The following is a 13,116-nucleotide window of genomic DNA, read 5'->3' on the forward strand; positions in this document are numbered from 1 at the left end:
GTCGGCACATCCACGCATGGCGTGGATCTACCCGATTGGCCCGCTCACCCCACCGGCAACAGGATCGACACGCACAGCCCGCCATCACCGCGGTTCTGCAGCGACACCCGCCCACCGTGCGCCTCCACGATCTCGCGGGTTAGTGCCAGTCCCAACCCGGTACCGTTGCGCTTGGTCGAGTAGAACGGCATCAGCGCGTTCTGAAGCACCTGCTCGTTCATGCCCTTGCCACGGTCCAGCACATCCAGGCGCAGCCATTGCGGCAACCGCGTCAGCTGCACCTGCACGTCATCATTGGGCGGATCGGCTTCGGCACAGGCTTCATGCGCGTTCTTCAGCAGGTTCAACAGCGCCTGCCCGAACTGCGCGATGTCGATCCGGCTGCTCAGTTCCTCGTCCGGTTCACGTTCCATGCTGAACGGAATCTGCTGGCGCAGGCTGGACAGGAAGGGCGCCCAGTGCACGGTCTGCAGTTGCGGTTGCGGCAGCTTGGCGAAGCGCGCATAGCCACGGATGAATCCTTCCAGGTGGCGCGCGCGGTCTTCGATGGTGGTGAAGATCTCCGGCAGCCGATCGAAGCGCTCGCGCTGCACCAGCACGCCACCGGAGTGGGCCAGCGAGGCGATCGGTGCCAGTGAGTTGTTGAGCTCGTGGCTGATCACCCGGATCACCTTCTTCCACGTCTGCACTTCCTGGCGGCGCAGTTCGGCGGTGAGCAGGCGTACCAGCAGCAGGTCGTGCGGGCGGCCGTTGAGCTGGAAAGATCGGCGTGAAAGGTGATAGACCTGTTCGTCGTCCTCATCGCCGTCTTCGCCTTCCGCATGCACCGCAAACAGGCTGTCGCCGCCACGGGCGATGGCATCGCGCAGCTCCACCGGCACCTGTTCCAGCACCTCTTCCAGGCGCTGGCCTTCCAGCTTCCAGCCGCCATGCAGCAGCTTGCGCGCGGCCAGGTTGGAGAACACCACGCGGGCGATGCCATCGCCGCCGGAAGCAATCAGCAGCATCGCCACCGGGGTGTTCTGTACCATGGTGTCCAGCAGCAGTTCGCGCTGCACCAGGCCCTGCCGCTGCTCGCGCAGCACGTCGCCCAGTTCGCGGTGCGCCTGCACCAGGTCACCCAGTTCGTCGTTGCCCGGCCAGTACACACCGAAGTTGTACTCACCGTCGCGGTAGCTGCTGGTGGTGCCGGCCAAGGCGCGCATCAATGAACGTACCGGCGCGGTGGCACGGCGCAGGGTCCACCACATCAGCGACAGCAGGATCAGCGCCGACACCGTGGTCACCACCCAGCCATGGTCCATCCAGTAGGCCAGCAGCCACGGCAACGCGGCGGCCAGCGCCAGCACCGGCAGCAGGCGCAGGAACAGGCGGAAGGTGAACGAGCGCCGTTTCATTCGCGTGGGATGCCGTGCCGGTCCATGCGCCGGTACAGTGCCTGGCGGCTCAGGCCGAGTTCGGCGGCGGCCTGGGCGATGACGCCGTGGTTGCGCGCCAGCACATCCTCGATGCGCGCACGGTCGGGATCATTGCCGGCACTGGGTGCCGGTCGCGGCGCAGGTGCGGCACGCGGCAGGTTCAGGTCGGCCACTTCGATGCGGTTGCCGGTCGCCAGCAGCTCGGCCCGCTGGATCACGTTGCGCAGTTCGCGCACGTTGCCGGGCCAGGGGTGCCGTTGCAAGGCCGCGGTGGCGGCGCTGGAAAGTGGCTTGCCGGCGGTCAGGAAGCGCTCGGCCAGGGGCACGATGTCGCCCGGGCGCTCGGCCAATGGTGGCAGTACCAGTTCCACCGTGTTGAGGCGGTAGTACAGGTCTTCGCGGAAGGTGCCGTCGCGGATCATCGCCGGCAGGTCGGCATTGGTCGCGCTGACCACACGGACTTTGACCTGGCGCTCGCGATTGGAGCCAAGACGCTCGAAGCGCCCTGTTTCCAGCACACGCAGGAGCTTCATCTGGCCGCCCAGCGACAGGTTGCCGATCTCGTCCAGGAACAGCGTTCCGCCGTCGGCGGCTTCGAACTTGCCCTCGCGTGCCTTGTTGGCGCCGGTATATGCGCCGGCCTCGGCACCGAACAGTTCGGCCTCGATCAGTTCCGAGGGCAGGGCGCCGCAGTTGACTGTGATGAACGGGCCCTTGGCCACCAGCGAGTTGGCCTGGATGATCTGCGCGATCTTCTCCTTGCCGGCACCATTGGGGCCGGTGATCAGCACCGGCAGTTCGGAGCGCGCGACCTGGCAGGCCAGCGCGATGACGCGCTCGCTGGCCGGATCGGCGAAGACCGCACCACACAGCTCGTACTTCTCTTCCAGCGCATTGCGCTGGCGCAGCTCACGGCTGCGGCGGCGGTCCAGCTCGCGCCGCGCCTCGGACAGCTCGAGCAGGTTGTTGACCGTGGTCAGCAGCTTGCGGTCGTCCCAGGGCTTGGCCAGGTAGTCGGCGGCACCGGCCTTGACCAGGTCCACCGCACTGCTCAGGTGGGTCCAGGCGGTGAGCAGGATCACCGGCAGGTCCGGGTGGCGCGCGCGGATCTGTGCGAACAGGTCTTCGCCTTCTTCGCCGGAGGTGGTGTCCTCGCTGAAATTCATGTCCTGGATCACCAGGTCGACCGGCTGCGACTCGAGCAGGGCCAGCCCTTCGGCCGGGCTCTGCGCCTGCAGGGTGTCGATGTCATGCAGGGAGAACAGCACGTCCAGCGCGGTGCCCACGCTGGCGTTGTCGTCGATGATCAGGATCGAAGGCATCAAGCAGTTCTGCAGAAAGGGATGGGCGGCGCCGATGGAGCCGTGTTCGTATCCATACGCCGGGAGAGCCCGGCGCCACCCATCAAGCATAGCCAAAGCCGTGGCGACGAGGGCGGGCTGGTTTCAGCGCCGCGCTGGTGGAGGCGGTGGTGCCGGCGGTGGCGGAGCGACCAGCGCCAGCCGCCACGAGGCGGCGTCCACCGGCACGGTGAGCTCGCGTTTGTCGCGGCGCAGCAACAGGTACGCAGTCGGGGCACTGGAATGCCGCAGTGCATCGGCAAGATGCTCGATCCGCCGCACAGCCGTATCGTCCAGGCGCAGGATGCGGTCGCCGCTGCGCACGCCGAAGCGGGCTTCCGGACGCGCGGCTTCCACCCGTACCTGGCCCTCGGTCGAGCGGAGCGCCAGGCGGGCATCATCCTGGCGCCATTCCAGCGTCTGCGAGCTGCCACCGCCGGCCAGCGCCGGCAGTGGCAGCAGTGCCATCAACAGCATCCGGCAGGCACGCATCTCACGCGCCCCGCGTTGCAACTGCGGGCGGGACCGCTGCTGCGCGCCTGGCCGGCCCGAACACCGCGACCTGGCCCAGCACCCACAGCAGCAGCGCGCCCAGCGGCAGGTAGTACAGGGGCATGCGTGGCAGCTCGTACAGGTTCATCAGTGCCAGATTGATCGCGTAGGCCGCCAGCATGCCCAGCACGATCCCCAGCGAGGCCAGCAGGAAGTTCTCGGTCTGGAAGTAGCGCAGGATCTGCCCGCGGGTGGCACCGAGCGCGCGGCGGATGCCGATCTGCTTGCTGCGCTGCTGCACCCAGAAGCTGGCCAGGCCGATGATGCCCAATGCGGTGACCACCAGCAGCGAGATGCTGACGGTGATCAGCAGGCCAACCATCGCGCGGTCGTTCTTGAAGAAGTCCTTGCGCTGGTCTTCATAGGTCAGCTTGTCGCGCATCAGCCGGTTGGGGTCGTTGCGCTCCAGCGCGACTGCACCGGCGTCGAGCACTTCCTGGCGGCGTTCCGGCGAGGTGCGCAGCATGTAGGTGCCACCGTCGTCGAAGGTGCGCCGCACCGGCAGCAGCATCGAGTTGGTCCAGTTGTCATTCCAGCCATTGGGCGTGCTGAGCGTGTCGACGATGCCGACCACGTGCAGCGGCTGCTTGCCCATGTAGTAGGTCTTGCCCAGCGCGCTGCCGTTGGGTTCCATCTTGGCGGCAGTGGACTGGGTGAAGATCACCGGGATGGCCTTTTCCTTGGCGCCGCCCTTGCTGACGTCTTCGAAGTTCTGGTACTCGCCGGGCAGGAAGTCACGGCCGGCGATCAGGTTGATGCCCAACGTGGCCAACCCGTTCTCCGAGAGGGTGTACATCGAAGCGTTGGTGGTCGGCCGTTCCTGGTCGACCTCGCGCGAGATGCTGCTGCTGGACGAGCCGTTGCGGAAAGGCACCTGGTTGATGATGGTGACGTTGCTGACGCCGGGAAGCGCACGCAATGACGCCAGGTCCTCACGGGTGCGGGCCATGGCATCGGTCTGCTTGCCGATGCCGCTGACGCGGAGCATCACCAGTTCGTTCTCGGCGATGCCGCTGGGCATGCTGATCTTCTCCACGCGCTGGCTGACCAGGAACAGCGCGTTGCAGACGATGGCGCAGGTCAGTGCGACTTCCAGCACGATCAGGGCAGCGGCAGTCTTGTGCCGGCGCAGCGTGCTGAGGATGGGGCGGATGTCCATGGGAGTCCTCGTTCGGGTGCTTACTGCGACTTGAGCTGGATGGCCGGAGTGACCTGCATGGCGCGCCAGGCAGGCAGGAAACCGGCGGCAAGGCTGGCGAACAGGGTCAAGCCCAGCGCGAGCAGCAGCATGTTGCCGTCCAGGTGGGCCAGCTTTGCGTACTCCACCGGTTGCTGGCGCACCGCGAACAGGCCCAGCAGGGCCAGGCCGATGCCCAGCACGCCCCCGACCACGCCGACTGCGCCGGCTTCCACCAGGCACTGCAGGAAGATCTGGCCGCGGCTGGCACCGAGTGCGCGGCGCACGCCGATCTCACCACTGCGGCGCAGGAACTTGGCCAGCAGCAGGCCCACCGTGTTGACCAGGCAGACCCCCAGGAATCCCAGTGCCAGCCACAGCTGCAGGCGCACGTCGCTGGGCACCGCGCCGTTGAAGTCCAGCCATTCCATCACGGTGCGCAGGCGCACGTTCGGCGGGTGCTTGAAGCGGCCGGCCTGGCGCTGCTGGCTCGAATAGTTCTCCAGGTAGCGGCGGTAGTCGGCGGCCTTGGCCGGGTCCATCTCCACCCAGTACTGCAGCCACGCGCACGGCGCATTGAGCGAGTAGCTGTTGCCGTCGGGATTTTCGCCGAAGCAGTTCATGTTGCCGTTGCTGCCCAGTTTCAGGTCGAAGGACGTGGAAATCGGCAGCAGCAGGTCCTCGTTCTTGCCGTAGCTGCCGGTGGTCAGGTCGTAGAAGTGCGGCTCCGGGCTCCACTCCTTCATCACGCCGACGATGCGGTAGCTCTGGCCTTCCATGCGCAGGTCGCGGCCTACGCTGTTGGCGCCCTGGTAAAGCTTGTCGTTGAGCGCCTTGGAGATGACCACCACGCGTGCTCGGCCTTCGTCGTCCTCGCGCGTCCACGGGCGGCCGTACTGCATGGGCACCTCGAACATCGGGAAGAAATCGGCCGAGGTCCAGCGGGTGTCGATGCTGAAGGGCTTGAGGGTGCTGTTGTCCGGTTCGATGGTGCCGCCTCCGCCGCTCATCAGCGCCTGGCGCTCGCCCCTGGCTTCGCGCAGCAGGGCTTCCCCGTCGAAGCGGGTCAACTGGGTTTCCGGCTCCTCGCCCGCGACGTAGGCGCCGGTCGCGGCATCGAGCTGCACATAGAACAGCCGGTCACTCTTGCCGGGGATCGGGTCGCCGGACAGCACGTGGAACACGGTCAGGGTGGTCATCGAGGCACCGATGCCGAGGGCGATGGCCACCACCATCAGCGCAGTCAGGACCTTGTTGCGGCGGAAACTGCGTACCGCCAATCGGGCGTAGTAGGCGAACATGGGAATGCCCTCACTCGTTGACGGCGACGATGTGGCGTGGCGTGGCCAGTACCGGCTCGCGCACAAGGTCGGTGACCTGGCCGTCGACGATATGCACGTTGCGCTGCGCACGCGCGGCCAGTTCCGGGTCGTGGGTGACCATCACGATGGTGGTGCCGGCGGCATTGATCTCCTCCAGCAGTTCCATCACGCCGCGCGCCATCTGCGTGTCCAGGTTGCCGGTCGGTTCGTCGGCCAGCAGCAGGCGCGGGCTGCCGGCCAGGGCGCGTGCGATGGCCGCGCGCTGCTGCTGGCCGCCGGACAGCTCGTTCGGGTAGTGCTTCATGCGCGAACCGAGGCCGACCTGGGTCAGCGCCTTCTCGATGCGCTCTCGGCGCTCGTTGGCGCTCATCTTCCGATAGCGCAGCGGCACGTCGACGTTGTCGAACAGGTTCAGGTCGGGGATCAGGTTGAAGCCCTGGAAGATGAAGCCGATCTTCTGGTTGCGCAGGCGGCTGCGGGCGTCGTCGCCCAGCGTGCTCACATCCTGCCCGTCCAGCATGTAGGTACCGCTGGTGAAGGTTTCCAGCAGGCCGGCAATGTTGAGGAAAGTGGTCTTGCCGGAACCGGACGGGCCGGTGACGGCGACGAACTCGCCTTCCTTGACCTGCAGTTCCAGTGAGCGCAACGCGTGGGTCTCCACCTGTTCGGTACGGAAGACCTTGGCGACCGAACGCATTTCGAGCATGTACATGGGGTGTCCTCTCTCCAGGATTCAGGTATCAGTTGACGGAGACGCGTTCGGCGTCCTTGAACAGGTCGCTGCCGGAGACCACGATGCGGTCGCCCGGCTGCACACCCGACTTGATTTCCACTTCGCCCAGGCTGCTGACGCCCAGTTCCACCGGGCGGCGCACGGCGGTGCGGCCATCCATCACGTAGGCCATGCCGTTGCCCTGTTCGACGAACGGGCCGCGCTCGACCTTCAGCACGTTCTTGCGGGTATCGAGCAGCACGCGCACCGACATCCGCTGGCTCTGGCGCAGGCCTTCCGGCTGCGCGCTGGCAAAGCGCACGCGGGCGTTGACCTCGCCGTTGACCACTTCCGGCGACACCGCGCTGATCTCGCCCGGGAACGGTTGGCCGTTGCCGCCGGTCAGCTGCGCCGGCATGCCGATCGCCAGGTCGCGGGCGAAGCTTTCCGGCACCTTGATCTCGACCTCGAACTTGGACAGATCGACAACGCCCAGCACCGGCGCGTTGGCGGCCAGGTTGGTGGACTGCACGGCCTGCACCTGGCCGACCTGGCCATCGAACGGCGCGCGCAGGGTCAGCGCATCGACCTGGCGCTGCACTTCGGCCACCACCGCTTTCTGGCGGTCGGCCAGCAGGCGCTTGTTGCGGGCATCCAGGTCGGCGCCCTGGCTCTGCAGGCGCGCATCGGTGGTGGCATTGGCCAGGGCGATGTCGGCTTTCTTCAGCGAATCCTTGGCCTTGGCCAGGTCGATCTGCGGTACCGCGCCGCCGTCGTAGCCGCGCTGGTAGCGCTGCAGGTCGCGGTCGGCGGCCTGACGTTCGATGGTGGCCTGGTCGGTTTCCTTGCGTGACTTGGCACGGGCCAGGGTCGCGTCCAGCGCGGCGCGGCTGGCCTCGGCTTCCAGGCCGGCCAGCGTTGCCTGTTCCTGGGCCAGCTTGCTGCGCAGTTCCGGGCTGTCGATGATCGCCAGCTCCTGGCCCTTCTTGACCACGTCACCGGCGACGACCTTCAGGTCCACGGTACCGGCCGAGATCGCGTACAGGATCGGGCTGTTGGCGGCGATCACGCGGCCGTCGGCAGCGATGTCACGGACCAGGTCGCCCCGCTTCACCTCGGCGATGCGCACGCGGCTGCTGTCGAAGGAGCGGCTGGCATTGGACCAGGCATGGACCGCCCAGCCGATGCCGGCGAGCAGCGCGATGGCGCCCAGCGCCGGCCAGCGGTAGCGATGCCAGCTTGCGCGGGTGGTGCCGGCCGGGGCGGAGGAAACGATCTGGTCCTGTGCGGAAGTGTCGCGGATCATCGGGTGCGTGCCTGACGGTGGTAGCCAATACCAAGCACGTAGCGTGCCAACTTTATTTCCTTTCAGGTCAAGGGGTTGGGGTTTTCGGGGAAGTGTCCGGGTGTCCGCGGACACCTTTCCGGACACTTTCATTAAGCGGACAGGAGGGGGAAGCCGGACACGCAGGCTAGAATGCGGCAATCGTCTTCAAGGAAACGCGTGACATGTGTGGAATCGTGGGTGCAATCGCCGATCGCGACGTAGTACCGGTACTGATCGAGGGTCTGAAGCGCCTTGAATACCGTGGCTACGATTCCTCGGGCATCGCGGTGATCGACCAGGCCGAGCGCCCCGAAGTCCGTCGTGTCCGTCGTACCGGTCGAGTGTCGGAAATGGCTACGGCGGCCGAGGCCGAGGGCTTCAATGCGGTGCTGGGCATCGGCCACACCCGCTGGGCCACCCACGGCGGTGTCACCGAGGCCAATGCACATCCGCACATCAGCCACGGTGTGGCCCTGGTGCACAACGGCATCATCGAGAACCACGAAGAGCAGCGCGAGAAGCTGCGCGCGCTGGGCTACACGTTTGAATCGCAGACCGATACCGAAGTCATCGCGCACCTGATCCATCATCATCTGAAGGATGGCGACGATCTGCTGGTGGCACTGCAGCACACGGTGAAGGAACTGACCGGTGCCTATGCGCTGGCCGTGGTCAGCCGCGCCGAGCCGGAGCGCTTCGTCTGCGCGCGCATGGGCTGCCCGCTGCTGGTCGGCCTGGGCGAGGGCGAGAACTTCGTCGCTTCGGATGTCTCGGCGGTGATCTCGGCCACCCGCAAGGTGATCTTCCTGGAAGAGGGCGACACCGCCGAGATCCGCCGCGATGGCGTGCGCGTCTTCGACGAGCACGACCAGCCGGTCGAGCGCGACGTGCATCTGTCCGACGTATCGCTGGCATCGCTGGAGCTGGGCCCGTACCGCCACTTCATGCAGAAGGAAATCCACGAGCAGCCGCGCGCGCTGGGCGACACCATCGAGGCGGCGATCGATGCCGGTGGTTTCCCGGCCGGGCTGTTCGGCAAGAACGCCGAAGCGGTGCTGTCGGGCATCGAAGGCGTGCAGATCATTGCCTGCGGAACCAGCTACTACGCCGGCCTGACCGCGCGCTACTGGATCGAAGCCATCGCCGGCCTGCCGTGCAGCGTGGAGATCGCCAGCGAGTACCGCTATCGCGCGGCCTACGCGAACCCCAAGCATCTGATCGTGACCATCTCGCAGTCCGGCGAAACGCTGGATACGATGGAAGCGCTGAAGTACGCCAAATCGTTGGGCCACCAGCACACGCTGTCGATCTGCAACGTGCCGGAAAGTGCGATCCCGCGCGCCAGCGAACTGGTCTGCTACACCCGCGCCGGCGCCGAGATCGGCGTGGCCTCGACCAAGGCCTTCACCACCCAGCTGGCCGCACTGTTCCAGCTGACCGTGGTGCTGGGCAAGCTGCATGGCCGCATCGACGCGGCGCAGGAAGCGGACTACCTGGAGCAGCTGCGCTTCCTGCCGGGCAGCGTGCAGCACGCCCTGAACATGGAGCCACAGATCGCCGCCTGGGCCGAGCGTTTCGCGCGCAAGAGCAGCGCATTGTTCCTGGGCCGCGGCCTGCATTACCCGATCGCGCTGGAAGGCGCGCTCAAGCTCAAGGAAATCTCCTACATCCACGCCGAGGCCTACCCGGCCGGTGAGCTGAAGCATGGTCCGCTGGCGCTGGTGGACGAGGACATGCCGGTGGTGGTGATCGCGCCGAACGACAGCCTGCTGGAGAAGGTGAAGTCGAACATGCAGGAAGTGCGTGCGCGTGGTGGCGAGCTGTTCGTGTTCGCCGACCAGGACAGCAACTTCAATGAGTCCGAAGGCGTACATGTGATCCGCACGCCGCGCCATGCCGGCGTGCTCAGCCCGATCGTGCACACCATCCCGGTGCAGCTGCTGGCCTACCACACCGCGCTGGCACGCGGCACCGACGTGGACAAGCCGCGCAACCTGGCCAAGAGCGTGACGGTGGAGTAAGGCATTCCCGGAGTTGTGGGATGCTGCATGCGAAAGGGGCCTGCGAGGCCCCTTTCGTTTGTGCCGGACGCAGTGCGAAGTGGGACAGCTGCCGGGCGTTCTGTCCGTCGTCGGCAGCAGGCAATCATTCTTTAATGCGCGAAGCCGCCTGTATTCAGCGGCGGTTTCAGCCGCGGTGCCATTCTCTGGATCGTCAGTTGGTTCCCACGACGAACTGTCCTATCGATGCCGGTAGTGACCGAGGGTCGCAGTCGTAGAATCGATCTGGCCGAGGTTAGGGTTGAGCGATTGAACCCGCCTCGTTCGCGTTGCAGCACATCGTCTGCCGAGTGATTCCAAGCGGCAGACGGGTGCGCCAGACGTGCGCTGAAAGGTCTGTTCCCGGGGAGGGGGCGTATCGGAAGAGCACACTTTTTTGACTTCAGTGACCTGCACCAGGAAACAAGAATGAACGTCCGCGAACTCCTGCAATCCAAGAAAGAAGCTGTCATCACCATCGATGCCGAAGACACGATCGGTGCCGCCGCCCACAAGATGAGCGCGAACAGGATCGCTGCGCTGGTGGTGATGAAGGACGATGCCCCGGTCGGCATCATTTCCGAGAAGGACATCGTGCGCACCCTGGCCGACGACGGCCCGCAGGCCGGCCGCCGGGTGATTTCCAGCCTGCCGTCCACCGGTCTGGAGGGCATTGCGCCGGAAGCCACGCTGAAACAGGCCATGTCGTTGATGACGTACTCGCGGCGCCGTCACCTGATGGTCACCGAAGGCACCCGCCTGGTCGGCATCCTCAGCCTGGGCGATATCGTGAAGAACCTGCTGGGCGAGCTGGAACTGGAAAAGGCCGTGCTGCAGGACATCTACATGGCCGCCCACTGAGGGCCGCAGCGCTGGAAGCAGAGAAGCCGGGCATTGCCCGGCTTCTTCATTCACGGCGCCGGTGATATCAGAAAGTGACCTTCACCGAATCGGCGCTGTAGTTCGCCGGCCCGTGATAGACCACTTCGATGTTGTTGCCATCGGGGTCGAGCACGAAGGCGCCGTAGTAGCCCGGGTGGTAGGGGCGTTCGCCTGGCGCGCCATTGTCGGTACCGCCGGCGGCGATCGCGGCAGTGTGGAAGGCATCAACAGTTGCGCTGTCGCGCGCCTGGAAGGCGAGATGGTGGCGGCCGGTCAACTGGCCGGCGGCGGCACGGCTGCTGGCGCTGGAAATGAACAGCTCGTCGGCCCAGAAGAAGTCTGGCCCTTCGCCGCCCAGTGGGATGCCGATCGTATCGAACACTGCCTGGTAGAAGCGGCGGCTGGCGGCCAGGTCACGCACCACCAGCTGGATGTGGTCGATCAGGCGGCCACGGTGCAGTTCCATCGTTTCCATACGAACCTCACAGAAAAAGGGGACGGAGGGGATTAAGTCGCTTCCAGCACAATAGTGCCAGAAACGGCTTAATCCCCTCCGTCCCCTTTTCGGGGTCAGACGTTGGCGATGATCTCGACCCAGTAGCCGTCCGGGTCCTTGATGAAGGCCAGGTTCTTCATGCGGCCGTCGGTCAGGCGCTTCTGGAAGGTTACCCCGAGGTCCTCGAAGCGCTGGCAGGCCGCCTCGATGTCCGGCACCGACACGCAGATGTGGCCGAAGCCGCGCGGGTCGCTGTTGCCGTCGTGGTAGACCGCGCCGTCCTGGCTCTCGGTGCCGTGGTTGTGGGTCAGTTCCAGCACGCCCGGCAGGCCGGCCATCCACAGGCGGCGCTGGCTGTCATCTTCCGGAACCGCCACGCCAGCTGGGACGTAGGCCAGGAAGTACAGGCTGAACTGGGCTTCGGGAAAGTCGCGCTTGTCGATCAGCTGGTAGCCGAGCACGCGGGTGTAGAAGTCCAGCGAGGCGGTGATGTCCTTCACCCGCAGCATGGTGTGGTTGAACACGAAGCCGGTGGTTTCGGCCGGGGCCTGGGCGGCGACGCCGGGGACATCGCGCAGGGCGGGAATGGTCATGGGGGAGGTCCTTCAGACAGGGCCGTTGCCGGCCGGATGGGGGCATTCTACCGGCCAGCACCTGACGGTACCGCGACGTACAATGGCCGGATCGCACCGTTCCGTCCTGACAACGATTGCCCGCCATGTCGCAGCGTGAATGGGTGGCCGCCGCCATCCGCAAGATTGAAGCCGATTTCAACCGCTCCGCCGATACCCACCTGATCCCGCTGGCGCTGCCCGGGTTCGAGGGCATCGATGTGTACCTGAAGGATGAGTCGAGCCATCCCACCGGCAGCCTCAAGCACCGGCTGGCGCGCTCGCTGTTCCTGTATGCGCTGGCCAATGGCTGGCTGCGCGAAGGGCGACCGGTGATCGAGGCGTCCAGCGGCTCGACGGCGGTGTCCGAAGCCTATTTCGCGCGCCTGCTCGGCCTGCCGTTCATTGCAGTGATCCCGGCCACCACCTCGCCTGAAAAGATCGCCGCGATCGAGTTCCAAGGCGGCCGCTGCCATCTTGTCGAACGCGCCTGCGACCTCAACTGTGATTCGGAAAAGCTGGCCCGTGAAACCGGTGGCCACTTCATGGACCAGTTCACCTACGCTGAGCGCGCGACCGACTGGCGTGCCAACAACAACATCGCCGAGTCCATCTTCAAGCAGATGGCCGAAGAGCCCAGCCCGGTTCCGGAATGGATCGTGTGCAGCCCCGGCACCGGCGGTACCGCCGCCACCCTGGGCCGCTATGTCAGCTACCGCCGCCACGACACCCGCATCCTGTGCGCGGACCCGGAAGTGTCGGTGTTCTTCGACGGTTACCGGGCCGCCGTGGCCGGTGAACAGGACTGGCGCGACCTGACCTGCAGTGGTGGTTCGCGCGTGGAAGGCATCGGCCGGCCACGGGTGGAACCGAGCTTCATCCCGACCAGCGTCGATGCGATGGTCAAGGTACCCGACGCACTGAGCCTGGCGGCGATGCGCCATGTCAGCCGCCAGCTCGGCCGCCGTGTCGGTGGCTCGACCGGCACCAACTTCATCGGCGTGCTGCAGGCCGCGCAATGGATGCGCGAGGCGGGCCACCAGGGCAGCATCGTCAGCATCCTGTGCGACAGCGGCGAGCGCTATGCGCAGAGCTATTACGACCCGGCGTGGTACGCGCGCCAGGGCATCGATGTCGATGGCGCCGATGCACAGCTGGCCGCTGCGGTGGCCGGGCAGGGCTTGCCCGAGCTGCCATGGTGCAGCCTGGAAGCGCTGTAGCACGGACGAAGCTCGCGCCG

Annotated in this window: 12 protein-coding genes; 3 read left to right on the forward strand and 9 right to left on the reverse strand. The window is 66.1% G+C overall.

Annotated elements, in window-relative coordinates; all coding sequences use genetic code 11:
• Nucleotides 1–44: 44 nt before the first annotated feature.
• From AC5P8U_RS05115 to AC5P8U_RS05145, 7 genes are all read right to left on the reverse strand, one after another.
• The gene (locus AC5P8U_RS05115) at nucleotides 45–1,397 is read right to left on the reverse strand and encodes a sensor histidine kinase (protein ID WP_005419497.1); all 1,353 of its coding nucleotides are present in this window, start codon (nucleotides 1,395–1,397) and stop codon (nucleotides 45–47) included.
• The gene (locus AC5P8U_RS05120; protein ID WP_072167219.1) at nucleotides 1,394–2,740 is read right to left on the reverse strand and encodes a sigma-54-dependent transcriptional regulator; all 1,347 of its coding nucleotides are present in this window, start codon (nucleotides 2,738–2,740) and stop codon (nucleotides 1,394–1,396) included. Before AC5P8U_RS05120 ends, AC5P8U_RS05115 begins: the two co-directional genes overlap by 4 nt.
• 123 nt (nucleotides 2,741–2,863) lie before the next feature.
• Entirely contained in the window at nucleotides 2,864–3,235 is a 372-nt protein-coding gene (locus tag AC5P8U_RS05125) for a PDZ domain-containing protein (RefSeq protein ID WP_172412113.1), read from the reverse strand.
• Nucleotides 3,236–3,251: 16 nt separating this feature from the next.
• A complete protein-coding gene (locus AC5P8U_RS05130) occupies nucleotides 3,252–4,469 on the reverse strand; it encodes an ABC transporter permease (RefSeq protein WP_072167217.1) in 1,218 nt (405 codons plus the stop codon).
• A 20-nt stretch (nucleotides 4,470–4,489) separates the two neighbouring features.
• On the reverse strand, nucleotides 4,490–5,788 hold the full coding sequence (locus AC5P8U_RS05135; RefSeq protein WP_072167216.1) for an ABC transporter permease: 1,299 nt from the start codon (nucleotides 5,786–5,788) through the stop codon (nucleotides 4,490–4,492).
• A gap of 10 nt (nucleotides 5,789–5,798) precedes the next feature.
• Complete coding sequence (locus AC5P8U_RS05140) at nucleotides 5,799–6,521, reverse strand: ABC transporter ATP-binding protein (RefSeq protein ID WP_005419487.1); 723 nt, start codon at nucleotides 6,519–6,521, stop codon at nucleotides 5,799–5,801.
• Nucleotides 6,522–6,549: 28 nt separating this feature from the next.
• The gene (locus tag AC5P8U_RS05145) at nucleotides 6,550–7,827 is read right to left on the reverse strand and encodes an efflux RND transporter periplasmic adaptor subunit (RefSeq protein ID WP_072167215.1); all 1,278 of its coding nucleotides are present in this window, start codon (nucleotides 7,825–7,827) and stop codon (nucleotides 6,550–6,552) included.
• A gap of 203 nt (nucleotides 7,828–8,030) precedes the next feature.
• On the opposite strand from AC5P8U_RS05145, the gene glmS reads away from it, so the two are divergent.
• Nucleotides 8,031–9,869: a glutamine--fructose-6-phosphate transaminase (isomerizing) gene (gene glmS / locus AC5P8U_RS05150; protein WP_111007814.1), complete on the forward strand. Its 1,839-nt coding sequence runs from the start codon at nucleotides 8,031–8,033 to the stop codon at nucleotides 9,867–9,869.
• 447 nt (nucleotides 9,870–10,316) lie between these two features.
• Nucleotides 10,317–10,748 (forward strand): CBS domain-containing protein, encoded by a 432-nt coding sequence (locus AC5P8U_RS05155; RefSeq protein ID WP_005411115.1) that lies wholly within the window; start codon nucleotides 10,317–10,319, stop codon nucleotides 10,746–10,748.
• A gap of 67 nt (nucleotides 10,749–10,815) precedes the next feature.
• Here AC5P8U_RS05155 and AC5P8U_RS05160 read toward each other — a convergent pair whose 3' ends face one another.
• Nucleotides 10,816–11,244, reverse strand: a complete 429-nt coding sequence (locus AC5P8U_RS05160; RefSeq protein ID WP_019660719.1) for a VOC family protein — start codon at nucleotides 11,242–11,244, stop codon at nucleotides 10,816–10,818.
• Nucleotides 11,245–11,339: 95 nt separating this feature from the next.
• On the reverse strand, nucleotides 11,340–11,858 hold the full coding sequence (gloA, locus tag AC5P8U_RS05165; RefSeq protein WP_033834977.1) for a lactoylglutathione lyase: 519 nt from the start codon (nucleotides 11,856–11,858) through the stop codon (nucleotides 11,340–11,342).
• A 125-nt stretch (nucleotides 11,859–11,983) separates the two neighbouring features.
• On the opposite strand from gloA, the gene AC5P8U_RS05170 reads away from it, so the two are divergent.
• On the forward strand, nucleotides 11,984–13,096 hold the full coding sequence (locus tag AC5P8U_RS05170) for a PLP-dependent cysteine synthase family protein (RefSeq protein ID WP_019660717.1): 1,113 nt from the start codon (nucleotides 11,984–11,986) through the stop codon (nucleotides 13,094–13,096).
• The last annotated feature ends 20 nt before the right edge of the window (nucleotides 13,097–13,116 follow it).

This window comes from Stenotrophomonas sp. YJH_SMC_81, from assembly GCF_059370875.1.